The organism is Corynebacterium accolens (assembly GCF_023520795.1).
Lineage (GTDB): Bacteria > Actinomycetota > Actinomycetes > Mycobacteriales > Mycobacteriaceae > Corynebacterium > Corynebacterium accolens.
The window spans coordinates 1,146,302-1,171,274 of record NZ_CP046605.1 but is presented as its reverse complement, the minus strand read 5'-3'; the positions used below and the strand labels follow the sequence as shown (position 1 = coordinate 1,171,274).

23 protein-coding genes and 1 pseudogene are annotated in these 24,973 nt (G+C 58.8%); 10 read left to right on the top strand and 14 right to left on the bottom strand.

Features of this window, described 5'->3' with window-relative positions; translation table 11 throughout:
- Positions 1-95 precede the first annotated feature (95 nt).
- A pseudogene (locus tag CACC_RS11750) lies at positions 96-230 on the bottom strand (IS1249 family transposase); the annotation flags it as partial.
- Between the two features lie 629 nt (positions 231-859).
- Here CACC_RS11750 and CACC_RS05620 point away from each other — a divergent pair.
- From CACC_RS05620 to CACC_RS05605, 4 genes are read left to right on the top strand one after another with little or no spacing between them, the layout of a single operon-like run.
- On the top strand, positions 860-1,696 hold the full coding sequence (locus CACC_RS05620) for a DUF368 domain-containing protein (RefSeq protein ID WP_005280306.1): 837 nt from the start codon (positions 860-862) through the stop codon (positions 1,694-1,696).
- Positions 1,696-2,583 (top strand): ABC transporter substrate-binding protein, encoded by an 888-nt coding sequence (locus CACC_RS05615; protein WP_005280305.1) that lies wholly within the window; start codon positions 1,696-1,698, stop codon positions 2,581-2,583. Before CACC_RS05620 ends, CACC_RS05615 begins: the two co-directional genes overlap by 1 nt.
- Complete coding sequence (locus CACC_RS05610) at positions 2,576-3,529, top strand: amino acid ABC transporter permease (protein WP_005280304.1); 954 nt, start codon at positions 2,576-2,578, stop codon at positions 3,527-3,529. Before CACC_RS05615 ends, CACC_RS05610 begins: the two co-directional genes overlap by 8 nt.
- Positions 3,529-4,293 carry an amino acid ABC transporter ATP-binding protein gene (locus CACC_RS05605; protein ID WP_005280303.1) on the top strand — a complete coding sequence of 255 codons (765 nt, stop codon included), beginning with the start codon at positions 3,529-3,531 and terminating at the stop codon, positions 4,291-4,293. Before CACC_RS05610 ends, CACC_RS05605 begins: the two co-directional genes overlap by 1 nt.
- Before the next feature lie 28 nt (positions 4,294-4,321).
- Here CACC_RS05605 and CACC_RS05600 read toward each other — a convergent pair whose 3' ends face one another.
- The 8 genes from CACC_RS05600 to CACC_RS05565 are packed head-to-tail and all read right to left on the bottom strand — an operon-like array spanning position 4,322 to position 11,550.
- Positions 4,322-5,068: a sulfite exporter TauE/SafE family protein gene (locus tag CACC_RS05600; protein ID WP_005280302.1), complete on the bottom strand. Its 747-nt coding sequence runs from the start codon at positions 5,066-5,068 to the stop codon at positions 4,322-4,324.
- Positions 5,065-5,538 (bottom strand): pantetheine-phosphate adenylyltransferase, encoded by a 474-nt coding sequence (gene coaD, locus CACC_RS05595; protein WP_005280301.1) that lies wholly within the window; start codon positions 5,536-5,538, stop codon positions 5,065-5,067. The genes CACC_RS05600 and coaD overlap by 4 nt, the downstream gene beginning before the upstream one ends.
- A gap of 15 nt (positions 5,539-5,553) precedes the next feature.
- Positions 5,554-6,147 (bottom strand): 16S rRNA (guanine(966)-N(2))-methyltransferase RsmD, encoded by a 594-nt coding sequence (gene rsmD, locus CACC_RS05590; protein WP_005280299.1) that lies wholly within the window; start codon positions 6,145-6,147, stop codon positions 5,554-5,556.
- Positions 6,148-6,360, bottom strand: a complete 213-nt coding sequence (locus CACC_RS05585) for a biotin/lipoyl-containing protein (protein ID WP_005280298.1) — start codon at positions 6,358-6,360, stop codon at positions 6,148-6,150. It lies immediately after the preceding gene.
- A 19-nt stretch (positions 6,361-6,379) separates the two neighbouring features.
- Positions 6,380-8,506, bottom strand: a complete 2,127-nt coding sequence (locus tag CACC_RS05580) for an ATP-dependent DNA helicase RecG (RefSeq protein WP_005280297.1) — start codon at positions 8,504-8,506, stop codon at positions 6,380-6,382.
- Between the two features lie 2 nt (positions 8,507-8,508).
- Positions 8,509-9,861, bottom strand: coding sequence for a DAK2 domain-containing protein (locus CACC_RS05575; RefSeq protein ID WP_005280296.1), 1,353 nt, complete (start codon positions 9,859-9,861; stop codon positions 8,509-8,511).
- Positions 9,862-9,871: 10 nt separating this feature from the next.
- A complete protein-coding gene (locus tag CACC_RS05570) occupies positions 9,872-10,510 on the bottom strand; it encodes a uracil-DNA glycosylase (protein ID WP_005280295.1) in 639 nt (212 codons plus the stop codon).
- A gap of 2 nt (positions 10,511-10,512) precedes the next feature.
- Entirely contained in the window at positions 10,513-11,550 is a 1,038-nt protein-coding gene (locus CACC_RS05565; protein WP_005280294.1) for a thiamine-phosphate kinase, read from the bottom strand.
- On the opposite strand from CACC_RS05565, the gene CACC_RS05560 reads away from it, so the two are divergent.
- The gene (locus CACC_RS05560; RefSeq protein WP_005280293.1) at positions 11,498-12,397 is read left to right on the top strand and encodes a DUF3515 domain-containing protein; all 900 of its coding nucleotides are present in this window, start codon (positions 11,498-11,500) and stop codon (positions 12,395-12,397) included. The genes CACC_RS05565 and CACC_RS05560 overlap by 53 nt on opposite strands.
- A gap of 15 nt (positions 12,398-12,412) precedes the next feature.
- On the opposite strand, the gene CACC_RS05555 is transcribed toward CACC_RS05560, so the two are convergent.
- Together CACC_RS05555 and CACC_RS05550 are read right to left on the bottom strand one after the other, a co-directional pair.
- On the bottom strand, positions 12,413-13,480 hold the full coding sequence (locus CACC_RS05555) for a D-alanine--D-alanine ligase family protein (protein WP_005280292.1): 1,068 nt from the start codon (positions 13,478-13,480) through the stop codon (positions 12,413-12,415).
- A 22-nt stretch (positions 13,481-13,502) separates the two neighbouring features.
- Complete coding sequence (locus CACC_RS05550; protein WP_035108664.1) at positions 13,503-14,501, bottom strand: NAD(P)H-dependent glycerol-3-phosphate dehydrogenase; 999 nt, start codon at positions 14,499-14,501, stop codon at positions 13,503-13,505.
- A 150-nt stretch (positions 14,502-14,651) separates the two neighbouring features.
- On the opposite strand from CACC_RS05550, the gene CACC_RS05545 reads away from it, so the two are divergent.
- Positions 14,652-15,650 carry an NUDIX hydrolase gene (locus CACC_RS05545; RefSeq protein ID WP_005280289.1) on the top strand — a complete coding sequence of 333 codons (999 nt, stop codon included), beginning with the start codon at positions 14,652-14,654 and terminating at the stop codon, positions 15,648-15,650.
- Between the two features lie 45 nt (positions 15,651-15,695).
- Here the strand turns inward: CACC_RS05545 and CACC_RS05540 are convergent, their stop codons facing one another.
- Genes CACC_RS05540 through leuC form a run of 3 tightly spaced genes read right to left on the bottom strand, consistent with a single transcriptional unit; the run spans position 15,696 to position 18,564 of the window.
- A complete protein-coding gene (locus tag CACC_RS05540) occupies positions 15,696-16,481 on the bottom strand; it encodes a hypothetical protein (protein ID WP_035108621.1) in 786 nt (261 codons plus the stop codon).
- Between the two features lie 48 nt (positions 16,482-16,529).
- Positions 16,530-17,120 carry a 3-isopropylmalate dehydratase small subunit gene (leuD, locus tag CACC_RS05535; protein WP_035108663.1) on the bottom strand — a complete coding sequence of 197 codons (591 nt, stop codon included), beginning with the start codon at positions 17,118-17,120 and terminating at the stop codon, positions 16,530-16,532.
- Positions 17,121-17,142: 22 nt separating this feature from the next.
- On the bottom strand, positions 17,143-18,564 hold the full coding sequence (gene leuC, locus CACC_RS05530) for a 3-isopropylmalate dehydratase large subunit (RefSeq protein ID WP_035108662.1): 1,422 nt from the start codon (positions 18,562-18,564) through the stop codon (positions 17,143-17,145).
- A gap of 52 nt (positions 18,565-18,616) precedes the next feature.
- Here leuC and CACC_RS05525 point away from each other — a divergent pair, with 52 nt between their 5' ends.
- The 4 genes from CACC_RS05525 to CACC_RS05510 all read left to right on the top strand — a co-directional run bounded on the left by CACC_RS05525 (position 18,617) and on the right by CACC_RS05510 (position 24,903).
- Positions 18,617-19,300, top strand: a complete 684-nt coding sequence (locus CACC_RS05525) for an IclR family transcriptional regulator (protein ID WP_005280285.1) — start codon at positions 18,617-18,619, stop codon at positions 19,298-19,300.
- A 217-nt stretch (positions 19,301-19,517) separates the two neighbouring features.
- Complete coding sequence (locus CACC_RS05520; RefSeq protein ID WP_005280284.1) at positions 19,518-19,811, top strand: hypothetical protein; 294 nt, start codon at positions 19,518-19,520, stop codon at positions 19,809-19,811.
- Between the two features lie 233 nt (positions 19,812-20,044).
- Positions 20,045-22,717 carry a YhgE/Pip domain-containing protein gene (locus CACC_RS05515; protein WP_005280282.1) on the top strand — a complete coding sequence of 891 codons (2,673 nt, stop codon included), beginning with the start codon at positions 20,045-20,047 and terminating at the stop codon, positions 22,715-22,717.
- A complete protein-coding gene (locus tag CACC_RS05510) occupies positions 22,714-24,903 on the top strand; it encodes a YhgE/Pip domain-containing protein (protein WP_005280280.1) in 2,190 nt (729 codons plus the stop codon). The genes CACC_RS05515 and CACC_RS05510 overlap by 4 nt, the downstream gene beginning before the upstream one ends.
- Positions 24,904-24,973: the final 70 nt, after the last annotated feature.

Below are 24,973 nucleotides of genomic sequence, written 5' to 3'. Positions count from 1 at the left end.
ATGAAGGAAGCGGGGTTTCGTGGGTTAAACGACAAAATGTGTTGTTTTCCGGCGTGTCGGGGTAAACGACATTTTGTGTTGGTGGACTGCGTGGTTTAGGGCATGTGGCCTTTGCGTTTTCCCATAGAGTGGTTGTAGGCACTGTCGAAAGTTGCTGGTCGGCCGTATTCACGGCCGATGGTGGCTTGTGTTTCTTGGTTGGCTAGGGTGTGTGCTTTGGCTCGTGGGTCTGCGCCCTGATGCGTCCACTTTCCTGGGTCGGCCTCTAGCGCGAGTGACAGTGGCTTTACAGGCGTTCCATCGCCTTCGCTGGCGGATTGGTGCTTGTAGTCCCGTATTTTGGTGCACACCTCGCTACAGACGGGGCATCGAGGATGATTCTTACTCATCCATTCATCGTGAACCTCAGCGCTTAGCACATCAGCATGCCCCCGGCGGTATATCAGGTCCGAGGCTGCGTTATCCCTCCGGATAAGTGAAATAGTCCTAATACCAGCAGGCCAGACGTGCTAATCATATAACTTCACCAACACATTCTGTCGTTTAGGCCGGTTTCGTCATGCCACTTTCTTTCTCTTACTGCGGCCTCGATTCAGCGTATATCCTTCCGCGAATTGCATATTTACACAACGCCCGAGAACCATGAATGCTGCAAAATAATACCCTCTTACCTCGAGACTTTAAGCACACGCCCATCTCATATAGGGTAGATAACCGTTAAAGTAATGAAAGATATGCAGGATTAGGCCACCTCGGGCGCAGCGTCGCCCCACGGTTCGGTTCTGAGCAACGAGTTTTTGACACCCCGAGTGGCCCGTCAACCGCAGTCATGTCTTATACCCAGGTAGATTTTTAATTTATGCACTTTATTTTGAACGCCGTTCGTGGCGCCCTCATCGGTATGGCCGAGCTAGTTCCCGGCATCTCCGGCGGAACCGTCGCCCTCATCGTGGGGATTTATGAGCGCGCCGTCCGCAATGCCAATGACCTCATCTCCGGCAACTTTAAAAAGGTCGAGTGGTCCTTTCTGGGCTCCGTCGCCGTCGGCATGCTCATCGCCGTTTTCGGCTTTTCCACGCTCCTGTCCAACTTCGTCGACAACAACGTCTCTGCCTCCAGCGCGCTCTTTTTAGGCATGGTGGTCATCTCCATCATCGTTCCGCTTTCCATGTTGCCTAAGGCGGAGCGCACCGCCCCCTCCTCCATCATCGCGTTTATCGCTGCTGCCGTCGTGATTTTTATCGTCACGGGCTTTACCTCAGCGCCACACGATGACCCGAGCCTTATCGTGGTCTTCTTTGCCGCAGCGATTGCTGTATGCGCGCTAATTCTGCCGGGTATTTCCGGCTCGCTCATCTTGCTGACTATGGGGCTTTACCAGCCGATCATCGGCGCGGTATCGGACCGTGAGTTAGGCACCATGGGCGTCTTTGCACTGGGTGCCCTGTGCGGGCTCGCCGCCTTCATCAAATTGCTCAACTATTTGCTGAGTACCCACCGCGCTCCCACCCTGGCCGCCATGGCGGGCTTCATGCTGGGATCCCTGCGCGCCCTGTGGCCCTGGGGTGCAGACCAGGACGCTTCTTCGGGTGCCATCATCGGATACTTCATTCTCGGTGCCATTATCGTGTCCATCTTCATCTACGTAGACCGCAGGAACGCGCAAGCCATCGATGAAAGGACGGCGGAATATTAATGCCCTGGGCGATTAATCATCGACCACTAACGGCCGCCATCATGGCGTGCGCACTCCCCTTGAGCGCATGCGTGGTCAACGAGGAGGATTCGACTCCAGAGGGCTGGGAGGAGCCACAGACCGGCGAGGTTCCAGAGATCGCCGCGATGTACCACGACGATGACGGCGTGCTCACGGCAGGAACGAACCCGCCCTATGCCCCGTTTCAGCTCAAGGACTCCCACGGCAATCTGCAGGGCGTAGAGCTCGACCTCGCCCGCGCCGTAGCCGGGGTGCTGGGCCTGAAATTCCAGGCGCTGGAGCAAGACTTCTCCATGATCTTGCCGGCGGTACAGTCCGGCCAGATAGACATGGGCGCCTCCGGGTTTACGGATACGGCCGATCGCCGCGATGAGTTCGACTTCGTGGACCACCTCTATGCAGGCATCCAGTGGGCAGAGCTTGTCGATGGCCCCAATAAGGTCGATCCCCAAAACCCTTGCGGTCTGACCGTCGCCGTGCAGCGCACCACCGTGTCAGAGACCGATGATGTGCGCCCCAAGCAAGAAGCCTGCGATGGCGATCTCACCGTCTTGTCCTATGACACTGGGGATAACGCCGCGCTCGCCGTCCTGATGGGCCGCGCCGATGCTTTATCCGCAGACTCGCCGGTGACCGCTTGGGCGGTCAATCGCTCCGAGGGGAAGATGCGCGCTGTCGGCGATATGTTCCAGGCCTCCCCTTACGGCTTCGCAGTCCCGAAGGACTCGGACTTGGCTAAGGCCTCAGCCGCTGCCCTCCAACACCTCATTGATACCGGTGAGTACGCGGAGATCTTGGCCCGCTGGGGAATTGAAGATGGATTAGTAGACCAGGCGATGATTAATGAAAGGCCCATCAATGGTTAACGAGCACAAAGAGGAAGCCAGCGCGACTGCGCACCAGGAAGCACCCGCCAAGATTGAAGCCCGGCCACTGCGCCACCCTTGGCGGTGGCTCTGCGCGGTCGTGCTGCTCATTCTTGGTCTGTGGTTTGTCATTGCCTCCGCGCGCAATGAGGCCTTTGGGTGGGATACGTACTTCCAGTATCTCTTTGACCAGCGCATCGCCATCGCCTCTCTGCACACGATTGCAATCACCATCTTGTCCATGATCATTGGCGTGGTAGGCGGCGCCATCCTCGCCGTGATGCGCATGTCGCCCAATCCCATCCTGCGCGCCATTTCCTGGATCTTCCTGTGGATCTTTCGCGGCACGCCGATTTATGTCCAGCTGGTTTTCTGGGGCTTGCTATCTGCGATTTATCAATCCATCAACTTGGGCTTTGCAGAGGTCTCCCTGCAAAGTGTGTTGACCAATGCCTTCTTCTTGGCGGTCATGGGCTTGGGCCTCAATGAGGCCGCCTATATGGCCGAAATCGTGCGCTCGGGCATTTCCTCGGTGCCAGAAGGCCAAAAGGAAGCCTCCAAAGCCCTCGGCATGTCTTGGTGGATGACCATGCGGCGCACCGTATTGCCGCAGGCGATGCGCATTATCATCCCGCCGACAGGCAATGAGTTCATTTCCCTGCTCAAGACCTCGTCACTGGTGGTGGCCATCCCCTATACCCACGAGATCTTCGGCCGCGCCACCGATATTTCTGCAGCCCTCTTCCAGCCCATTCCGCTCTTGATGGTCGCCGCCTCGTGGTACTTGGTCATTACTTCCCTGCTCATGGTGGGCCAGTACTTCCTCGAGCGCCACTTTGAGCGCGGCGCCACCCGCGAGCTCACTGGGCGCCAACTTGCCGCGCTTGCCGATGCCGAAGGTACTATCCCCCGCAACGTCTCTGTAATCCAGGAGGGTAAAAAATAATGACTACTCCCATGATCTCCGCACAGAATGTGCACAAATCCTTCGGGCAATTCGAGGTGCTCAAGGGCATCGACTTAGAGGTCCAACCCGGCGAGGTAGCCTGCCTTTTAGGCCCTTCCGGTTCAGGTAAGTCGACCTTCCTGCGCTGCGTTAACCACCTGGATAAAGCCACGGCGGGCCGGCTTTATGTCGACGGTGAGCTCATTGGTTACCGCGAAAAGAATGGAATCCTCTACGAAATCAGTGAAAAGCAGGCTGCGCAGCAGCGCTCCGATATTGGCATGGTATTCCAGTCTTTTAACCTCTTCCCCCACCGCACGGTGGTAGAAAACATCATTGAAGCACCGATGCAGGTCAAGAAGGTGCCAGAGGATAAGGCCCGGAAGCGTGCCATGGAGCTGTTAGATGAGGTGGGACTGGCGGCGAAGGCCGATAACTACCCAGTCCAGCTTTCTGGTGGCCAGCAGCAGCGCGTTGCCATCGCTCGCGCCGTGGCGATGGATCCAAAGCTCATGCTTTTCGATGAACCTACTTCCGCCCTGGATCCCGAGCTCGTCGGCGAGGTCCTCCGCGTGATGAAGGATCTCGCGGCCCAGGGCATGACCATGCTCGTGGTGACCCACGAGATGGGCTTTGCGCGCGAGGTGGCGGATAAAATTTTCTTCATGGACGGCGGCGTAGTCCTCGAATCCGGTACCCCGGTTGAAGTGCTCGACAACCCACAGCAACCGCGCACCAAGGAGTTCTTGTCCTCGCTTCTTTAGGTAGGCCTCGCGCGGTGCCAGCCGCGCCCTAGGCTCCGTAGGTGACGACGCCGCGAATCAGCGCACTGAGAGCGCCGAGGCTAGCTACCGATAGCGACAGTGCGCGCGCGATATCCCTGGACACGATATGCGCGATGCGCGAGCCCAGCCAGATGCCGATGAACATGCCGGCAATGCCTGCGGGCCAAATAACCCAGGGCAGGCCATCGAATGTCGCGGCGCCGAGCGCGGTCTTGGTGATAACGGAAAAGAGCCCGCCCACCACAAAGATCGGTTGCAGGGTCGCCGTATACATGGCTTGGGGCCATTTGGCCGCCTGGGCGTAGACGGTAATGACCGGGCCGGCCACTCCGGCCAAGGTATTAGTGAATCCGCCAAGGATGCCCGCGGAGATGGCCGGGCCCTTGCCCTCCATCGGCGGGACGAACCTAGCGCCGTAGGTCACCACCGCCAAGGCGATGAGCAGTGCTGCACCCACCACTATCAATAGCCCTGCGGTATCGATCTTGCTAATCAACGCCGCGGCCGCCAGAGAACCGATAATCATCACGGGCGCGATAAGCCCGAACATTCTCCAGCTCACATTGCGGCGGACAGTCACCGTGGTCAGCAGCGCATTGACCGCCGCCAAGACGTTAATCACCAGGATGCCTTCTACCGGGCCCATCACCAGCATGAGAATGGGCCCGCCGATAAGGCCAAGTCCCATGCCAGAGACGCGTTGCAGCGTGGATCCCGCGACAACGACGGCAAAAATAATCAGCGCCAAAATCATCGGCGGTATTTTTCCTTCACCGCTTGTACTACCGGATCAGGAAGCATGCCAGTGACCTCGCCGCCGAATTGCGCGACCTGCTTGCACAGCGAAGAGCTGATGTAGCCGTACTTTTCATCGGTAAGCAAAAAGACCGTATCGATGCCGGACAAACGCCTGTTCATCTGGGCCATCGGCAGTTCGTACTCATAATCCAGGGAAGAACGCAGTCCCTTGACCAAAACGTCTACTCCGTGCTGCGAGGTATAGTCCACGAGCAGGCCGGACCAATAGTCCACGTTAATGCGCGAATCCACGCTCTGGCGGATGAGATCCATGCGCTCGTGCACGCTAAATAACCCTGAAGGCTTTTCTGGGTTGCCAGTAACGAGCACCGTAACCTCATCAAACATCTGGCTGGCGCGCTCAAAAATATTGACGTGGCCAAGAGTGATGGGGTCAAAAGACCCGGGGCACACGGCTGTGGTCATAAAATATCTCTTTCTCTAGCTATCTAAGGTGTCATCGGTATCGTCGGTACCGGGACGGGTATAGACTGCCATATCCATGCGCGCGATGCCGAAGGTACGCTTCTTTAATTTCTGCCCCGTCGGCTCAAATCCTTCTGGCCAGTCGGTCTCGGGCGATTCAACGTGGCGTTCAATGACCACCATCGCGTTATCCGTCAGCACCGGCTCTACTGCGGCGATGAGCCCGGGGACATCGTCAAACGCATAGGGCGGATCCGCTAGAACCAGATCAAAGTAGCCGCGCGGGGCGCTGGCCAGGTACGTCGATACCTTCCTTTCCTCCACGCGGGCACCGGGATGTTTCACCACGCCTATGTTGTGCTTGATGATGGACACCGCCGCAGGGTTGGACTCCACCAGCACCGCCTCGTCTGCCCCACGGCTTAATGCTTCCAGCCCCAAGGCGCCGGATCCAGCGAATAGATCAAGCACCGTGGAGCCTGGGAACCCCCACCGGGCATTCAACGAGGAAAAGAGGCCTTCCCTCGCGCGATCGGCGGTCGGGCGGGTTCCCTCTGCCGGAACTTTAATAGTCCGCCCCCGCGCTTCGCCTGCAATAATCCGCGTCATTTACGCTTCTCCAATCTCCATAATTAAGTCTCCGCCAATAACATCGCTAAAATCCGCCACCGCTATGCGAGTAATCATCCCCGGGCCTGGGGACACGACGGGCGATTCCAGCTTCGTCGCCTCAACGGTAGCTAGCTCCTGACCAGTACTAATTTTCTCACCTACATCGACATGGCAGCGAACGATGCCCGCGAAGGGGGCGTAGATTTTCATACCTATAGCCTATCCCCTCTTAGTTTTTCTCCAAGTATTCCTGCTCGCTTTGGCTCAAATTCTGCGTCAGCTCTTCGGCCAACTGTGGATTGCGCTGAACCATGGCGTACGCATCCGCGTGAGTGCGCTCCACAATATCTTGGTCATCGGCAAGGTTGAGCAACCGCAGCGTCCGGTGGGTACCAGATTGCACCGCACCCAGAATATCGCCCTCGTGGCGTTGCCGAAGGTCTAATTCCGCAAGGTCAAACCCAGACGAGGTCTGGGCAATCTGGGTAATGCGCCGATACGAGGCCGAGTTATCCTCCGCTTTCGTATGCAACAGGCAAATGGACGCATTGCCGCCGCGGCCTACGCGCCCGCGCAATTGGTGCAACTGGGAGACGCCGAAATTCTCCGCCTCGCGGATGAGCATGACCGTGGCGTTGGGAACATCGACGCCCACCTCGATGACCGTGGTAGATACCAAGATATCGATCTCACCCCGGGCAAATGAGGTCATGACCTCATCCTTATTCGGCATCTTGCCGTGCAAGATATCTACCCGCAGCCCCTTAAACGGGCCGGCGGCAAGCTGTTCCGCCAGCTCAAGCACTCCGCCCTCGCCTTCGATGCGCGGGCAGACGATATAGGCCTGGTGGCCATGCGCTACTTCCTCGCGGATGCGCTCGAGCGCCCGCGCCACCCAAATGGGCCGCCACTCCGCCACCACGGCGGACTGGATCGGTTTTCTTCCGCCCGGTAGCTCGGCGAGCGTCGATACCGCGAGATCGCCGAAAATCGTCATGGCGATGGTACGCGGGATGGGGGTTGCCGTCATGACCAAGACGTGGGGACTTATCCCCTCGCGCGTCTTAGAGCGCAGGCTATCGCGTTGCTCTACGCCAAAGCGGTGCTGCTCATCCACGATCACCAAGCCCAAATCGAAGAACTCAACCGATTCTTGAATGATGGCATGCGTGCCGATGACGATATTCGCCTCACCCGAGACGATATCCAGGAGCGCTTGGCGCTTCTCGGCGGTCCGCATGGATCCGGTTAAGAGCACAACCTTGACGCCTTCTGGCACGGACGTACCAATCGAGGCCGCATGCTGGGAGGCCAAGACCTCAGTGGGAGCAAGCAGCGCCGCCTGGCTTCCGGCATCGATGGCCTGCAGCATGGCGCAGGTGGCGACCATCGTTTTTCCCGAGCCCACCTCGCCCTGCAACAGACGCATCATGGGTAAGGAACCGGACAGGTCATCATCAATCTCAGTAATGACCCGGCGCTGGCCTTGCGTGAGTTCAAAGGGAAGATGGGTCAATAACTCTTCGCGGAAACCGCCCAAAATAGCGGGCATCGCCGGCGCCGTGTGCGCATGCGCATCGCGCTGGCGCAGCGCCATGACCAGCCCAATGGAAAGCGCCTCGTTGTACTTGAGGCGCTGAACCGCGCGTTGCGGGCCAGCCGCGCCGGGCTCATGGATTTCACGCACCGCTTGATCCAGGCTGATAATCATCTGCTGGTCCAAAGGCTCCCGGATGGTGGGGGTATGCGCGAGCACGTAGTGGATGGCTCCCATGAGGTACCACGAGGTGATCTTTGCCGTGGCGGGATATACCGGTATCCATTCCCGCTCGAGCAATAATTTATCGAGCCGGCCGAATTGGGACAGGTTGCGCAGGGACCCGGTCGCCTTCTGCGGCTTTTTCTTTCCCGCCGCAGGCGCCTGGTAGGCGGCAAGTTCCCCGTCTGGGCGCCCGAAGGCATCGATTTCTACGAAATCCGGCTGTTGTAGCTGGGGCTGCTGGCGGAAATATTTCAATTTTCCGCTCATCATAACCCGCTGCCCACGGTGGAGCATGCGCAAGACGTACATGGCATTAAAAAACGTGGCGATAATATGACCATCGAGCTGGACGTTGATGATGGTGGTCTTGCCCGTATCGCGGGTCGTTATTCCCGTTACGGTTCCGGTAATGGTGACGATATCGCCCTCGGCGGCATCGCCAAGCCCCACGTCTTGATTATGGCGAATGTAATCGCGCGGATAGTGCGCTAAGAGTTCCCCGCAGGTCTTATATCCCAGCGCCTTGGTGATCTTGGTAGCGTCTTTTTTATCCAGTACATCGGTCAAAGGGCGGTCATCCTGCCAGCCAAGCATCGCTATTCCACCCCAATCTCGGTGGGAATATCCGGCACCTGCAAGGCAACCACATCGACGCCGAGCTCTGCCGCCAATGCTTCTTGCGAGATCTTGAGTGGGCTAATGACCGTGACCTGTTCTCCGCCTGCGGCAAGCAGCTGGCGGCACATCTGCGCGATGGCTGCCTCTGTTTCTTCTGTTGGGTGCGCCACCCGCATCGACTGCGCAGCATCGCGCATGGATTCTACGACCGCGGCGGTATCCGCATTATCCGGTTCATAGACGGAGATGGCGGCCAGCCCCGCCGCAAGGGAAGAAATGTCCACGGTATGCGCTGCAGTTGCGTGTTCTTCTAGCCCGCTGGATAAAACGATGTCCTCGCCCGGCGCGTGGATGGTTTCTCCTGGTTCGACCACCGTAACCCCAGCGGACTGCACCAGCTCGGCCATGGGGCCGGCGGGCACCGCGGCATAGACGGTGCGCGTATGACCGGCGCCAGTGTCTCCGCGCGGGGCCGAGGATTCCGGAAGTGCCTCGAGGTGCAGGTTACTGACCGATCCTGCCGCAATGGCGGTTTCGATGACCTTGCCGGCTTGGGTGGAATGGATGTGGATCGAAGCGCTATCGTCACTTGCTTGCGCGATGACCAAGCTCGTGCCCAGGGGGGCAATCTTCTCCTTCAATGCTGCGCTATCGCCTTCGAAAAAGAAGACCACCTCAAGTTCGGTGACGGCCTCCGGCATGGATTCGGGCGCGTGGCTAGTCGTGCCCTCGATTTCTGCGAGGAGGGCTTCTAAAAGGATGACCAGGCCGGCACCGCCTGCATCTACCACCCCAGCTGCACGCAGTTCTGGCAGCTGCGAGGGCGTTTCCGCAAGGGCTTTCTGGGCGGCGGAAATCGTCTCCGCTACGACGCCGTGAAAACTAGATTCGGGTTGCCGCGCGGTGCTTTCCGCTGTTTCTGCGGCGCATCGCAGTACGGTAATAACCGTTCCTTCCACCGGTTCCGCAATCGCGTGGTCCACGAGCTCTACCGCATGCATAAGCGAAGCTGCAAAGATGGCGCCATCGATGGTGGAATCCACGGTGGCCTCCGCGACCCCGCGCAAGACCTGCGAGAGGACCATTCCGGAATTTCCCCGCGCCCCGCGCACGGCCCCCATCGCAAGCGCGGCCGCAACGTCGCCTCCGCCCTTTTCCACCTCGGCGACGGCGGCTTCCATGGTGTGCGCCATATTCGAGCCGGTATCAGAATCCGGCACCGGAAAAACGTTGAGCGCATTGATTTCGGCGCGCCGATGAGAAAGCTCGCCTACAGCGCGGTGCGCCCAATTGCGCAATCCGTGAGCGTCCAGCGTGCTGGGGTATGACATGCGCAATAGTTTACAAGTCCCACGCGATCTCCCGCGCGCCTTGGTCCCGCAAAAGGGCGTTTGCCCGGGAAAATGGGCGGGAACCAAAGAACCCCCGGCTGGCCGAAAGCGGCGACGGGTGCGGCGAGGTAATGCAGGGCACATCGGGAAGGAAGCGCTCGCAGGATTGGGCATCGCGGCCCCATAAAATCGCGACCATCGGGGTGCGGTTGAGGGCGCGGATGGCGGCCTCGGTCACCTCTTCCCAGCCGATGCGCCGGTGCGATCCCGCCTGCCCCGGCGCCACGGTCAGCACCCTGTTCAGAAGCAGTACCCCCTGGTCGGCCCAGGCGCTCAGATCGCCGTCCTCGCGCCCGCGAACGCCCACATCGTCATACAGCTCACGGTAAATATTGACCAAGGACCGCGGGGGTTCAACTCCTGGCTTGGTGGAAAAGGCCATCCCCATCGCGTGGCCCGGGGTGGGATAGGGGTCTTGGCCAACGATGAGCACGCGGACATCATCAAGCGGCATCTGCAATGCCCTGCACACGTCTTCTGCCGGCGGCAGGTAATCCTGGTTGTCCAGCGCCTGAGATATCCGTGGCCACTGCTGCTCCAGCACCGGCGCGAGAACCGGTTCCCACGAGGGATGGTAAGTCGGGTGCATATCTAAAATCCTGCCCACCCTTCTGTATAACGGGGTCGTTTACCACCCACCGTAACGCCGCTGCCGCGCGAGACGGTGCCGATTTCCCGGAACCCCGAAGGCGCCTGCTTTGCGGTGGTTCCGATCAGGGTATGGTCCTCGCCGCCGGCAAGGACCCACTGCCACGGATCGCAATCGAGGACGGCGGCCGCGGCGTGCAGGAGTGGATCGGGCTGGATGGCATCGGCATCCAAATCGATGTGCACCCCGGAGCGCTGCGCCATGATTCCGCAGTCTTGGATGAGGCCATCGGAATTATCGGTCATTGCGGTGACCTCGGCGGCGCGGGCGATAACGCCGCGGCCGGGGCTGAGCCAGGGGGCGCAGTGGGCATCAATAAGTGGGTACAAATCCGCATGCTCTGCCGGCAGATCGCGGCCAAACCGCTGCAGCAAAGACAAGCCCGCCGCCGCATGGCCAATCGCGCCGTGGGCCACGACCTTCTGGCCCGCGCGCGCCGCATCAAGGGTCAACGCTTCCCTGCTGCCGCCCAAAAAGCCGATGGCGGTGATGTTGATAACCAGCAGGTCCGATTTCGTAATATCCCCGCCCACCAGCTCGGCGTTGTAGAAAGAGCAATGCTCGGCGATGCCCTTAGCTACGCCCCTGACAAAGCTCACCGGCGTATCCCCCGGTGCGGCGATGGCTAAAAGGGCCGCCACTGGGCGCGCGCCCATGGCCTCGATATCGGCGAAGTTGCGCAGGATGGCCTTCTTACCGATCTCGCGCGGAGTGGACCATTCCCGCAAGAAGTGTCGGCCATCTACCATCAGATCGGTAGAGGCCACCGTGCGCGAATTGGGTGGCGCCGCGAAAAGCACAGCAGCATCATCGCCATTCAGGCTGCTGGGAGCGGCAGCTGTGATTTCTCGAATCACCGCCTGCTCCCCCACGTCCGCGAGAGTCTGACTTAAGTTCACCGGCATCCTTTCGATAAAATGAACCCCTATGACATCCCAATTTAACCGCACCGCGATCTTCATTTCACTTGGGTTGTCCATAGTGATGGTTTTAGCGGTCCTTTTCGGCGCGAAATACGTATTCACAAACACGGCCAAGGCCCCCGTGGCGGTCTCCCCAGTGGATTCCCCTGAGGCCGATTCGCAGGCGTGCACGGACTTCGTGCATGCGCTTCCCGATGAAGCCATGGGCCAACCGCGCGCCGACATTGCAGAGCCCGTCCCCGCCGGCGTTGCCGCCTGGGCCGCTAACTCCCAGGAAAAGGTGACGGCGCGCTGCGGTGTTGCCATGCCCTTCCAGTACACCGATTACTCCACCACGCAAGACGTCGATGGTGAACAGTGGTTCAAGGTCAAGGATGCGACCTCTGGTTCTAACCTCTCTACCTGGTATTCGACCCAGCGCTTCCCCGTCGTGGCGGTCACGACCTTTAATGATGAAAAGCCGCAAGACCTCAACGAGGCCGTTGCCACCCTGGAGAACAAGCCGGCCGAGGCCCACCCGGCACCCTTGCGCGATCTAAAGGCGGCAGAAAATGACCGCTGTACCGCGGTAGAAAAGGCGCTACCGGATGAGATTGCGGATGGCTACCACCGACGCGAGGTGGACGATAAGGACACCTACGTGTGGAGCTCTGAGGGGCACGAGGACATCGTCGCGCGCTGTGGCATCGCCCAGCCAGAAAATTACGAGGCGGGCGTGCAGCTCCAGCAGGTCAACGATATTGCCTGGTTTGAGGATACGACCTTGGCCCAAGGCACGACCGCAGGAACTTGGTTTGCGCTCGGCCGCGAGAATTACCTGGCGCTGCACGCCCCGCAGGATTCCGCGCAGGCAGCACTGGTGGCGCTCAGCGATATCACCGCGAAGCACGTCCCAGAAAGGTAAAAGGAAGCCGCAGACCTACGCAGTGCGGGCCTCTGCGCTGGCGATGAGCACCTCAAGCAACGAGGGGTAATCCACGCCAGAGGCCGCCAGCACCTGCGGGTACATAGAAATCGGGGTAAATCCCGGCAGGGTATTGACCTCGTTGATGTACAGGCCCTCTTCGGTAACGAAGAAATCCACGCGGGACAGCCCGGTGCAGTTAAGCGCCTTAAAGGCCCGAATCGCCATATCGCGCAATTGCGCCGTGAGTTCTTCTGGGAAAGGCGCGGGAATTTGGGCCGTGACCACGTTATCTAGGTATTTGGTCTCAAAACCATAAAACCCTTCATCGGAGTCATCGATGCCCTTAAGCAGCGCCGGCACAGAGGCAATAAGCTCGCCATCTGGGTATTGCAGGACGCCGACCTCTACCTCGCGGCCGACGATTTCTGGCTCGACCAAAATCTTGTCATCGTCTTCCAAGGCAATGCGCACGGCTTCTGGGAAATCCGCCCAGTCGCTGACCTTGGAGACGCCAATTGAGGAGCCCCCGCGGGCAGGCTTGACGAAGACCGGCAGGCCAAGCCGTTCTTTTTCTTCCACGGTCAATTCCGTGCGACCCTGCACGATGACCTCTGGTGCCACCGGCAGGCCCGCTGCGGATAGAATCTTCTTGGTAAATTCCTTGTCCATTCCCACCGAGGACGCCAATACGCCGGGGCCCACATAAGGGATTCCGGAGAGCTCGAAAAGCCCCTGCATAGTGCCGTCTTCACCATAGGGTCCATGGAGAATGGGAAAGATAACGTCAACCTGGGCATACAGCGAACCGTCACTAATCGCGCGGATTTCGCCCTTGCGCGTTGGATCCGCAGAAAGCGCCAATTCCGTGCCGCGCTTGACCTCAGGCATGACGCCATCGACGATTTCTAAGCCCTCGGTATCGCCCGGTGTCCACGTGCCCTCGCGCGTAATGCCGATGGGCACCACCTGGAATTTTTCCGGGTCGAGGTGCTTCATAATTGCGCCTGCGGATACGCAGGACACGGAGTGCTCGGTACTGCGGCCACCGTAAAGGACGGCCACGCGGGTCTTTTCAGTCATGGGCGATGATTTTACCTTTCTGCTACTCCGACTTCTTGGAGCGACCCATAAGGGCAATGATCATATCGTCTACAGCCATGCCCTGATGACACACGCCGTAGACGGCTTCCGTAATGGGCATCTCTACCCCAGCCTGCTGGGCTAGGCGGAAGATGGAATCAGAGGAAAACACGCCTTCTGCCACCTGTCCATTGGTGGCCGCCTTCGCTTCTTCTAGGCTGCCACCTTGACCAAGGCGGTAACCGAAGGTCCTGTTGCGCGAGAGCGTGGAGTTACACGTGGCGACCAAATCGCCCAAACCCGCCAGGCCGGAAAAGGTAAATGGCTCCGCCCCCAAGGCCGTGCCCAGGCGCGTAATTTCCGCCAGGCCGCGGGTAATCATCGTGGCCATGGTGTTATTGCCCAAGCCCTTACCCGAGGCCATGCCGCAGGCCAAGGCGATGACGTTTTTGCACGCGCCACCGATCTCCGCGCCGATGACATCGGTATTTGTATAGGGCCGCAAGTAGGGCGCGGCGATGGCCGCCTGTACCGCCTTGGCGCGCTCTTCGTCGGTGCAGGCGATGACCGTGGCCGTAACCTGCCCCGCTGCTACTTCTTTGGCTAGGTTGGGCCCAGATAGAACCGCCACGCGCTGCGGATCCACACCCGCTGCATCCACGATGACTTCGCTCATGCGCTTGAGCGTGCTGGTTTCTACGCCCTTAGAAATGGAGACCAGCGTGGAATCCTCGGGCAATACGGGTTCCCAGCGCTCCACGTTGGCGCGCAGGGACTGCGATGGCACACCGAAGACCACGATATCCGCGCCGGAAAGCACCTCTTCCTCATCGTGCGTGGCGCGCAGTGCCGCCGGAAGGTGGACATCCGGCAGGTAGTCAGGGTTGGTATGCGTTTCATTGATCGCTTCCGCCAACTCGGTCCGGCGGGCCCACAGGGTGACATCATTTCCTGCGTCCGCAAATACCTTGGCCAGGGTGGTGCCCCAGGAACCGGCACCCATTACCACTACTTTTACCATGGCGTCCTCCAAACGTTTTTCCTATTAGTTCCACCTTAAGGCATTTATCGCTCTGGGCGTGGCAAGGATGCGGCAGGGATCTCCCCCGTGGAACAATGATGATCAGGTTAACGCCAATTTTTCACTTACCGAAGAAAGGCACGAAAAGCTATGCCGAGCGCGAAGAAGATGCACGAGACCGATAAAGATAAAAAGTCCGAAAAATTCATTTCCGGCCGGCACCAGGATATTCCGGTGGATCCAGCCAAGGAATTTCCCCGCACTACCCTTGCCGCCGGTGCCGTAGTCTGGCGCGGCGACCCCGCGAACCCAGAGATCGCACTCATCCACCGCCCGCATTACGACGATTGGTCCCTGCCCAAGGGAAAGGTGGATCCAGGCGAATCCCTACCCACTACCGCGGCGCGCGAAATTGAGGAGGAAACCGGCTTCCACGTACGCCTGGGCAAGTTGATTGGCAAGGTCACCTACCCCGTGCAGGGGCGCACCAAGGTGGTCTATTACTGGGCGGCGTTCTACCTCAGCGGCACCTATACCCCCAATGATGAGACCGATGAGCTGCGCTGGGTGCCCATTGACCAAGCACAGCAGCTTTTGTCCTATGACGTGGACAACGACGTCGTCTCCAAGGCACAAAAGCGGCTGCAGCTCGCCCCCACAACGCGCCTATTGTACGTTCGCCACGCCCACGCCCACGACCGCAAAAAGTGGGAGGGCGATGACAACCTGCGGCCTTTGGATAAGAAGGGGCGTCGGCAAGCAGAAATGCTCGTGCCCATGCTGGCGGCCTATCATCCCACCGCGATCTATTCCGCTCGCCCGCACCGGTGCCAGCAAACCGCCGCGCCGCTTGCCGATGAACTGGGCAAGGACATCGCCATTAATAAGGACTTTGGCGACGAGGTGTGGGAAAAGAACCCAGAAGCTGCCAAGAAGGCTTTCCGCCGCGTTGTAGAAGACGGCGGGGTGCCGGTCATTATCAGCCAGGGACAGACCATCCCCGGCATCATCGAGGATTTGGCGCCGCAATTCCTCAAGAAGCCACAGGAGGAATTGAAGTTTAAAAAGGCCTCGGTGTGGGTCTTGTCCTTCAATAATGGTGAATTAACCGGGGCAGATTATCTTCCCAGCCCCCTGCCGGTGCGCTAGCTGGCTTGGCGCTAGCTGGCTTGAGGCGAGCGAGCCCCCGCCTCCCTAGCCGTGCATGCCGAGGTTGCGGCGCACGAAGAGGGTGGGGGCCAAGGCCATGAGCCCTGGCAGCACGACGACGCCCACCACGGTTGAGCCCAGCGCCATGTAAAGGATGATGAGGACGATGCCCACCAGGAAGGTGGTGCCGATGTTCCTCTTTGCGATATCCGCGGAAAGCTTGAAGCAGGATCCCAGGGATAGGTCGGGGCGCGCTGCCTTGACGGCTGGGACCCACCACCAGAAGAACAGGGCGAAAAGTCCGGGGATTATGAGCAAGACAAAGCCGATGCCGATGACCACGCTGGTCACGAGGTATGCCAGCATGATGCCGCCCATGCCCTTAAAGGTAAAGAAATCTCCGAAAGTTAAGTCCTGGCCGTTGACCTGCTTAGTAGCGGCTTGGTACCAGATGGCGTTTGCCCACAGATAAATAACTAACAGGGCTATTACCCCGAGAATAAGTAACAGCACGCCCAGTACGCCAAGGGAACCGTCTAAGGCTCCCTCGGTCGACGCCTCGATGGAAAGAGATCCGCCACCGGCGGCAAAGACTACGGCGATTACGGCGTAAGCGACAAAAAGGACGACCATCTGCACGAGCGGGGCACAAAGCCACGGCACCCAATTGCGGCCGAAATAGCGGAAACTATCGCCGATGATGCTGACGGTATCTATGCCGCCTGGGGCGGGCGGCTCGCCGGAATATCCCGGCTGCCCATTTGAATAGGGCTGCTGGGAATAGGGATTGTATCCGTCGTGGTCGCGTGAACCGGAATAAGGCGAAGTCATACCGCAGACAATAGTGGATAATCCCGTTTCACGGCTACGGTGCTGCCGCTATTCCGAGTGAACCGCGGGCTTAAAGCTGGCGCGGGAGTTCTCGAAGCTGATGATCGCCTCTTCATCGCGCAGGGTGATGCCGATGTCATCAAGGCCTTCCATCAGGCGCCAGCGCGTGTAGTCATCGATGTCGAATGAGTAGGTGTTTTCGCCAACCTGAACGGTACGCGCCTCCAGATCGACCGTGACTTGGGTTTCCCCCGCTTCCAGCTGCTTCCAAATAAGCTCGATGTCTTCTTGTTCCATCAACCCGGTAAGCAAACCAGACTTTCCCGAGTTACCGCGGAAGATATCCGCAAAACGGGAAGAGAAGACCGCCTTAAAACCGTATTCGCGCAAGGCCCACACTGCGTGCTCGCGCGAGGAACCGGTGCCGAAGTCGCGGCCGGCGAAGAGAACGGAGCCGTCCTTGAACTGCTCCTGGTTAAGTACGAAGGTGGAATCGGAGCGCCAGTTGGAAAACAGCCCCTCCGCAAAGCCCATGCGCTTGACCGATTTGAGGTAGCGCGCGGGGATGATTTGGTCCGTATCCACGTTGGACGCCCGCAGCGGGACTCCGGTGCCGGTATGGGTGATAAATTTCTCCATCATTTCAACCTTTCTCGCGTGCTTATTTCAGGTCAGCCGGGCTGGACAGGTATCCGGTGACGGCGGTAGCGGCAGCAACCTGTGGGGAAACGAGGTGGGTTCGCCCGCCAGGGCCCTGCCGGCCTTCAAAGTTGCGGTTGGACGTGGATGCGGAGCGCTCCCCTGGTTTCAGTTGGTCGGGGTTCATGCCCAAACACATGGAGCATCCCGCCGTGCGCCACTCTGCGCCGAAGTCTTGGAAAATCCGGTCAAGGCCTTCCTTTTCCGCATCGGCCTTGACCACCGCGGAGGAAGGAACCACGATCATGCGCGTAGTGGAATCGATGGTGCGGCCCTTGACCACCTCAGCGGCGGCGCGCAGGTCCTCGATGCGCGCATTGGTGCACGATCCCACGAAGACGGTATCGATCTTGATATCGCGCAGTGGGGTACCTGGTTGCAGGTCCATGTACTCCAATGCCTTTTTCACGGTGGCCTTGGAATTGTCATCGCCGAAGTCTTCTGGATCCGGTACGGTTTCGCCCAGCGGCAGGCCTTGGCCCGGGTTCGTTCCCCAGGTCACGAACGGCGTCAGCGCTGAGCCGTCGATTTCTACGACGCGATCGAATTCGGCGCCATCGTCAGTAGGCAGCGTCTTCCAGTACTCCACCGCAGCATCCCAGTCGGCGCCCTTAGGCGCGAACTCGCGGCCTTTAACGTACTCGAACGTCGTCTCATCAGGGGCAACCATACCGGCACGCGCGCCAGCCTCAATGGACATATTGCAGATGGTCATGCGGGCTTCCATGGACATCTTGCGGATGGTTTCACCGCGGTATTCGATGATGTAGCCCTGGCCGCCGCCGGTGCCGATCTTGGCGATAATGGCAAGGATGAGGTCCTTGGCGGAAACGCCTTCGTGCAATTCCCCGGTGACTTCGATGGCCATCGTCTTAAATGGCTTCAAGGACAGCGTCTGGGTGGCCATGACGTGCTCTACCTCTGAGGTTCCAATGCCCATGGCGATGGAACCGAATGCACCGTGGGTAGAGGTATGCGAATCGCCGCACACAATCGTCATACCAGGCTGGGTAATGCCAAGCTGTGGGCCCACGGTGTGCACGATGCCTTGCTGCTCATCGCCCATCGCGTGCAACCGCACGCCAAATTCTTCGCAGTTCTTGCGCAAGGTGGAAACTTGGGTCCGCGATACCTCATCCTTAATCTCTAAGAGGTTGCCGGATTTAATCCCCAGCGTCGGCACGTTGTGGTCCTCGGTTGCCAGGTGCAATTCTGGGTGCCGCATAGTGCGACCTTGCAGTCGCAGCCCATCAAAGGCCTGCGGGCTGGTAACTTCGTGCAAAAGTTGAAAGTCAATATAGATAAGGTCTGGTGCACCTGCATCGCCCTCTTGGACAACGTGGTCGCGCCACACTTTTTCAGCCAAGGTCAGCTTCTGGTTCATAAACATCACTCCACACTTGAAATCTCATAATTTGGGACGTAGATTTCATTATATGGGAGAGTATAGCGCAGTTTCCGGCATTAAGGTACTAGATCGTGCAATGGCCATCATGATGGCCGCCGCGAACCATCCATCGACCCTTAATGATTTGTGTGAAACCACGGGGCTACCTCGGGCGACGACGCACCGGCTAGCCACCGCACTGGAGGCACACCGCATCCTTGTCCGCACCCCTGAAGGAAAGTGGAAGGCCGGCCCCGCACTTCCCGGCAACCGCGATCACATCCTAGAAGTTGCGGGCCCCATCATGGATCAACTCCTCAACCGCACCGGCGAGTCCATTCAGCTTTATGAGTTCACGGGTACCACCCGCACCTGCATTGCCACCCGCGAACCCACGTCCGGCCTACACAACGTGGTCCCAGTAGGCCGCCAGCTGCCGCTAACCTCAGGCTCTGCAGCCCGCATTATCGCAGGCTATGTGGACTTTCCCCTAGACGCCGCGCAATTCAGCGCTGCCGATGTGGAAACCGCCCGCCGCCAGGGCTATGCAGAATCCATCGAGGAGCGCGAAGCTGGCCTAGCCTCCATTTCCGCTCCCATCTTTGATTCCTCCGGCGTTTTCCGCGCGGCACTGTCCATCTCCGGGTCCGCCGAGCGCTTCCGCCCCTCGCCCGCCAAGAAGTACGCCCACCTGCTTACCTCCGCCGCCCGAGAACTTTCGGAACTGCTCTAGCTTTACAACCACCTCACCACTACCCCTGGGCCACCCGCTGCCCCAGGGTTTTGTCATGTTTTACCTCCACGCACCCCGCTCCTCCGCGGTCTAATGAAAAAATATCGAAACTCTGCCGCGCGCTATTGAAACCGTACTGAAAACATGATTTAATGAAAACAGAGTGAAAACGAAAAGGACACTCCCCAACCACAAAGCGCAGAAAGGATTCATGATTATGACTCACGCTACCCACACTGAACACGAGCACACTCACGGTGAAGGCTGCGGCCACGTTGCCTTCCCACACGAGGATCACACCGACTTCGTGCACGATGGCCACATCCACCGCGAGCACAAAGGCCACTGGGACGAGTGCGAGACCACTGAGCACGTCGAGGCTGAGCCACACAGCGAGCACACCCACGGCGAAGGCTGCGGCCACGTTGCCGTCCCCCACGGCGACCACGTTGACTACATCCACGACGGCCACCGCCACGCCGCTCACGGCGATCACTACGACGAGCACTAAGCCTCGCCGCCAAGCGCCCCGCAGCGCCCGAGCGCCGCGATAATCCACCGCTTCGATGCATGGATTATCGCGGCGCTTTTCTACGCATTAGCCCAGCGTGAATTAACCTTTTATTAACCCTAGCCGCATTGATGCGCAAAGCACGGTGACTGAGAGGTAACCAAGCTATCAATTTCGCGGAATCTGCCTGCTTGACTATTAGTTAACACCGTTTCGGTGCTACGGTCTTTCGAGTGATTACTAGTTGGAAGCTTTTTCTCCAAGACTTCGTCCGCCTGTGGCGGACGCCGCAAGTCTGGGTGATTCTCATCGGTTTGATGATTACCCCTGCCTTATACTCTTGGGTCAACGTCTCCGGTTTTTGGGATCCCTATGGCAATACCGAACACCTCAAGGTAGCCGTGGTGAATGAGGACAAGGGTGCCTCGTCAGATCTCACCGGCGATATTGACGTCGGCGGGCAGATGATGGAAAAGCTGCACAACAACGACAAACTCGGCTGGCAGTTTATGGACCGCGGCGAAGCCGAGCACGCGGTGAAATCCGGCGATGTTTTTGCCTCCATCATCGTCCCGGAGGATTTTTCTTCTGACTTTGTCAGCCTCTTCGAGGGCACGTACTCTCAACCCACCTTGGAGTATCAGGTCAATGAGAAGATCAATGCCATTGCCCCCAAAGTCACTGACTCCGGTTCTTCTACTCTCGAAACCACGATTAGCGCCACGTTTAATGAAAATGTCGCGAAATCTGTAGCCACCGAGTTGAGGAATTCCGGCGGCGATCTCAGCGATAAGATCAATAGCACCGCGGGCAATACCGCGAATTCCTTCTCAGAGACCGCCGATACCGTGGCCAATTCCCGCAATTCCCTCACGGATGTCACGGCCACTATCGACGATGCCCGCCCCACCATCGCGCAGGCGCGCAAGTCCCTAGGCTCCGTGCAGACCACGATCGATGACGCGCAGCAGGCCTTAAACCAGGTCACCGCCTTGACCGACGAGGTGCAAAAGGAAGTAACCTCCTTCGCTGACGATGCCACCGCCGCTTATATCCAAGGCACGACTGCGCTTGCCGATGGCACCGCGAACGCCAATGCCAATATCGGTTCTGTCACAGGGAAGTTAAACGGCGCCCTTAACCGCGTCGACGCCGCCACCGACGGCGCACAGGGCATTCTCGGTCAAGCCGATAAGGCCATCGACCAATTGGCCGGTGTCACTGCCCTGCCGGCCCTTCCCCCAGAGGTATCCCAGCAGATCAACCAGTCGGTCTCTGAGCTGCGCGACCGCAATAACCAAAACCGCGCGGTGCTAGGTGAGCTTGATTCCCTCAATAGCGATACCAATGCCACCCTGGATTCGCTGAATAAGACCTCAGAATTGCTCAATTCCATGGCCGCCCAAGCGCGCGATGATTCCCATGGACTCCGCGATAACGTGGCCAACGGCCTGCCTAAGCTCAATTCCGCGCTTTCTAATGTCTCCGCTACCGCCGGACGCCTATCCGCCTCGCTTAACAGCCAGAAGGCGCTGGTTGGGCAAACGGACGGGCTTCTCGGGGGCGTCGACGAGCAGCTGACCCACGCCCAAGAAGTGGTAAAGCGCTTCTCGGTCGACCTGGATCGCGTCGAGGAAGGCCTGCGTTCCGCGCGGACCGATGTCATTGCCTTGAGCAACACGGCCACTAATAACACCGTGCTGAAGTCCGTCAATGGCCTTGATACGGACCACGTATCTTCCTTCCTCTCCTCGCCCGCAGAGATGGAAAGCCACGCGGTCTTCCCCGTTACCCACTACGGCTCCGGCATGTCCTCGCTGTTTATCAACCTCACGCTGTGGATCGGTGCCTTCATGCTCCTGATCATTTTCCGCGCCGAGGTTGACCCACAGGGCCGCCGGGATCTGACCATCAATAAGGCGTATTTCGCGCGCTTCTTGCTCCTCGGCTTTTTCGCCATTGCCCAGGCACTAATCGTGTCCATCGGTAACTTGGTCATTGGCGTGGAGCACGTCAGCGCCACCGCCTATGTCCTTACCTCCGTATTCATCAGCCTGTGCTACCTCAGCATTACCTATGGCTTGGTCTCGACATTTGGCCACGTGGGCCGCGGTATCGCGGTGGTCCTCGCCTTCATCCAAATTCCCGGCGCATCGGGCCTGTATCCCATCGAGATGACGCCGGACTTCTTCCGCGCCGTCCACCCCTTCTTGCCCTTTACCTACGGCATCGACGCCATGCGCGAGACCGTGGGTGGGTTCTACGGCACCCATTACATCCGCGATATCGCCGCGCTGACCGGTATGGCGGCTATCGCCTACCTCATGGGCACCTTCTTAAGGCGCGGGTTGTCCAACGTCACCATGCTGGTCAATAACGAGCTGGCCAAGGGCGGGCTCGTCATCAATGAGCAGGTCCACCTCATCGGCAGCCGCTACCGCTTCACCGATCTGTTGTATGCCTCCGCGGACCGCGAGGGATACCAAAAGAGCTTGGATACCAAGTGGATGACGGCCAGGAAGAACTATTCTCAGCTGATGAAGCTGACCATCGCCATCGGGTTGGCCTTAGTGCTCGCACTCGTGATTTGCTCGCGGTTCATGCAGGACCAAAAGGCGATCTTCTTCGGCATCGCGTGCCTCGTCGCGCTGATTGCGGTCGCGACCATTTGTTCGCTGGAATACGTGAAGCAAAGCATCGCGCACGATAACCGCCTGGCAGACCTCAGCGATGAGGAAATCCAGCAGCACCTTCAGCATCAACGCCGAAACCCCAACCAGTATCGGTTAGAAGATGTGCAATCGGATAAACACGCCGAAATATCTTCTACCCCACAATCGCAGGGCGATACTACAGATAAGCCCGCCGACGGCGGCGAAGAATCCGGAAAGGGAGATAAGTCATGAACAACATCCTGACCATTCTCCGCGATGACCTCAAGGCCATCCGTGGCAACGTAATGACCGCCGTCATCATTTTCGGCCTCGCCATTATCCCGCTGCTTTTTACCACCTTTAACGTGCTCGCCAGCTGGGACCCGTTTGCCAATACCAAACAGCTCAAAATCGCCGTCGCCAGTGAGGACGAGGGCCACCAAAGCGACTTAGCTTCGCTCAAGCTCAACCTAGGCGATGAGGTTTTATCCCAGCTCAGCCGCAACGACGAGATCAACTGGGTCCTTACCAATAGCGATGATGCCATTGAGGGCACCAAGTCCGGCGAGTACTACGCCGGCATCGTCTTGCCCAAGGATTTCAGCGCCAACCTTCTTACCTTCTATGTGGAAGGCACTGAGCCGAGCAAGCTGAATCTCTATACCAATGAGAAGAAGAATGCGCTGTCGACCACGATTACCCAGCGCAGCGCTACTGGTGTGATCGAAAAGATCGACGAGTCCTTCACCCGCGTCGTGTCCAATGTGGGCCTTGGTGTCATTTCCTCATTGGACCAGTACTTGGATGAGGGTGAAACCCAAGCTGCGCTCAATAACGTGCACCACCGCGTCAACACGGTGCAATCGCGCCTCGATGCGGCCTCAGGCACGGTCATGGCGCTAAGTAATCTGGTTGATTCCACCATTCCACTGACCCGAGCTGCCAATAACATCCTGAATGAGGCGGGAAACCAGGCGTCCAGCACCACGAATGACAACGGCGAGTCCCCCATCGACATCCTCAAATCCACGCTGGATGAGTCCACTGGTTCTTTGGACGCGTCCCTTGCCGCGACCACGCAGAGCTACGAGGCCCTATCCTCGCAGATTGAGGAATTGCTCAACAACGCCAGCGCCACCTCCGCGCAGACCGCTCAGACCTTCCGCACTGCCGCGGACCGCGTGGGACAGCAAACCGCTGCTTTCCAAGGTGTGAAGGACAGCATCCAAAAAGAAGCCGATAAGGTCAATCTTCCCGCCCCTGTGGCAGCGGGATATAAGGCCGTCATGGGGCAACTCGATGCCAGCATCGCCCAAAGCAATGCGCTGCACGATTCCTTGACCTCTACGGCCAATAACATCGACAACGGCGGAAAGTCCCAAGAGTCCAAGCAACAAACCCAAGCTGCGATTGCCAGCGCCAAGCAGGCCGTACAAAACGCCCGCAACTCCTATAACTCCAACCTCAAGCCGCAGTTAGCAGCCTTGGGCGATAGCGTGGGCACGGTGGCCAACGATATCGATGCGGTCAAGCGCGATATCGCGGGCGTCCGCAATACCATCTCCAATGACAACGATGCCCTCGTGCGGGCACGCGATCTGACCGCCGGCCTATCCGGCACCCTGCAGCAGCAGGCGGCCCGCTTTGGTGAGCTCAGCCAAAAGATCGATGAGATCCGCGACGGCGGCGATCTCAGCCAGCTCGCCGATCTCATCGGCGATGATCCAGAGCTACTGGCCTCCCGCATCGCCTCACCGGTCAATGTGGACCGCCAGCCCATCTACGAGGTTGCCGCCTTCGGTGTTGGTATGACGCCGTTCTACCTCACGCTCTCGCTGTGGGTCGGCGCCCTGCTCGCCTGCGTGCTGGTACACACCAACGCCGAGCGCAAGTACTTGAAGAAGAACGAAAACCTCGACAAGAAGGATCACTTCACCAGGAACCAAGTCTTCTTGGGCCGCTTCATCACCTTCGGGCTCATCGGCATCGCCCAATCTACCCTCGTGGTCCTCAGCCTTATTTTCTTCGTGGAGATCGAGCCCGAGCACCCATTCATGATGCTCTTTGCCTCGTGGATAATCACACTGGTGTTTATGTTGATAATCTATTCACTGGTTATCACATTCGATAGCGCGGGCAAGGCCCTCGCGGTGCTGCTCTTGGTTATCCAAGTCTCCGGTTCCGGCGGCGCCTATCCCCTGCCGCTGCTTCCAGAGTGGTTCCAAAATGTCAGCCCGTGGCTGCCGGCCACCTACGGCATCGACGCATTCCGCAGCGCCATCGCCGGCATTTACGAGGCCGATATCCTCCGCGAGCTCGGCATGCTCCTCCTCTTCGCCATCCCAGCGCTCATCCTCGGCCTGTTCTTGCGCCCCGCCATGGATAACTATCACAAGCGCCTCCAGAAGGCGATTAAGAAGACGAAGGTCATGGCCTAGCTTCCACCTTCAAACAACGCCCAGTGCAGCCTGAGAGGCTCGCTGGGCGTTCTTTTTGCAGTGGTGTGGA

Coding starts and splice junctions, on each gene's coding strand:
- CACC_RS05600 (WP_005280302.1), bottom strand. CDS start 5,068: ATGATTTTGGCGCTGATTATTTTTGCCGTCGTTGTCGCGGGATCCACG.
- CACC_RS05615 (WP_005280305.1), top strand. CDS start 1,696: ATGCCCTGGGCGATTAATCATCGACCACTAACGGCCGCCATCATGGCG.
- CACC_RS05520 (WP_005280284.1), top strand. CDS start 19,518: ATGACTCACGCTACCCACACTGAACACGAGCACACTCACGGTGAAGGC.
- rsmD (WP_005280299.1), bottom strand. CDS start 6,147: ATGACGCGGATTATTGCAGGCGAAGCGCGGGGGCGGACTATTAAAGTT.
- CACC_RS05540 (WP_035108621.1), bottom strand. CDS start 16,481: ATGACTTCGCCTTATTCCGGTTCACGCGACCACGACGGATACAATCCC.
- leuC (WP_035108662.1), bottom strand. CDS start 18,564: ATGAACCAGAAGCTGACCTTGGCTGAAAAAGTGTGGCGCGACCACGTT.
- CACC_RS05620 (WP_005280306.1), top strand. CDS start 860: ATGCACTTTATTTTGAACGCCGTTCGTGGCGCCCTCATCGGTATGGCC.
- CACC_RS05610 (WP_005280304.1), top strand. CDS start 2,576: ATGGTTAACGAGCACAAAGAGGAAGCCAGCGCGACTGCGCACCAGGAA.
- CACC_RS05605 (WP_005280303.1), top strand. CDS start 3,529: ATGACTACTCCCATGATCTCCGCACAGAATGTGCACAAATCCTTCGGG.
- coaD (WP_005280301.1), bottom strand. CDS start 5,538: ATGACCACAGCCGTGTGCCCCGGGTCTTTTGACCCCATCACTCTTGGC.
- CACC_RS05555 (WP_005280292.1), bottom strand. CDS start 13,480: ATGACTGAAAAGACCCGCGTGGCCGTCCTTTACGGTGGCCGCAGTACC.
- CACC_RS05510 (WP_005280280.1), top strand. CDS start 22,714: ATGAACAACATCCTGACCATTCTCCGCGATGACCTCAAGGCCATCCGT.
- CACC_RS05575 (WP_005280296.1), bottom strand. CDS start 9,861: ATGTCATACCCCAGCACGCTGGACGCTCACGGATTGCGCAATTGGGCG.
- CACC_RS05560 (WP_005280293.1), top strand. CDS start 11,498: ATGACATCCCAATTTAACCGCACCGCGATCTTCATTTCACTTGGGTTG.
- CACC_RS05580 (WP_005280297.1), bottom strand. CDS start 8,506: ATGCTTGGCTGGCAGGATGACCGCCCTTTGACCGATGTACTGGATAAA.
- CACC_RS05525 (WP_005280285.1), top strand. CDS start 18,617: ATGGGAGAGTATAGCGCAGTTTCCGGCATTAAGGTACTAGATCGTGCA.
- CACC_RS05545 (WP_005280289.1), top strand. CDS start 14,652: ATGCCGAGCGCGAAGAAGATGCACGAGACCGATAAAGATAAAAAGTCC.
- CACC_RS05570 (WP_005280295.1), bottom strand. CDS start 10,510: ATGCACCCGACTTACCATCCCTCGTGGGAACCGGTTCTCGCGCCGGTG.
- CACC_RS05565 (WP_005280294.1), bottom strand. CDS start 11,550: ATGGACAACCCAAGTGAAATGAAGATCGCGGTGCGGTTAAATTGGGAT.
- CACC_RS05585 (WP_005280298.1), bottom strand. CDS start 6,360: ATGAAAATCTACGCCCCCTTCGCGGGCATCGTTCGCTGCCATGTCGAT.
- leuD (WP_035108663.1), bottom strand. CDS start 17,120: ATGGAGAAATTTATCACCCATACCGGCACCGGAGTCCCGCTGCGGGCG.
- CACC_RS05550 (WP_035108664.1), bottom strand. CDS start 14,501: ATGGTAAAAGTAGTGGTAATGGGTGCCGGTTCCTGGGGCACCACCCTG.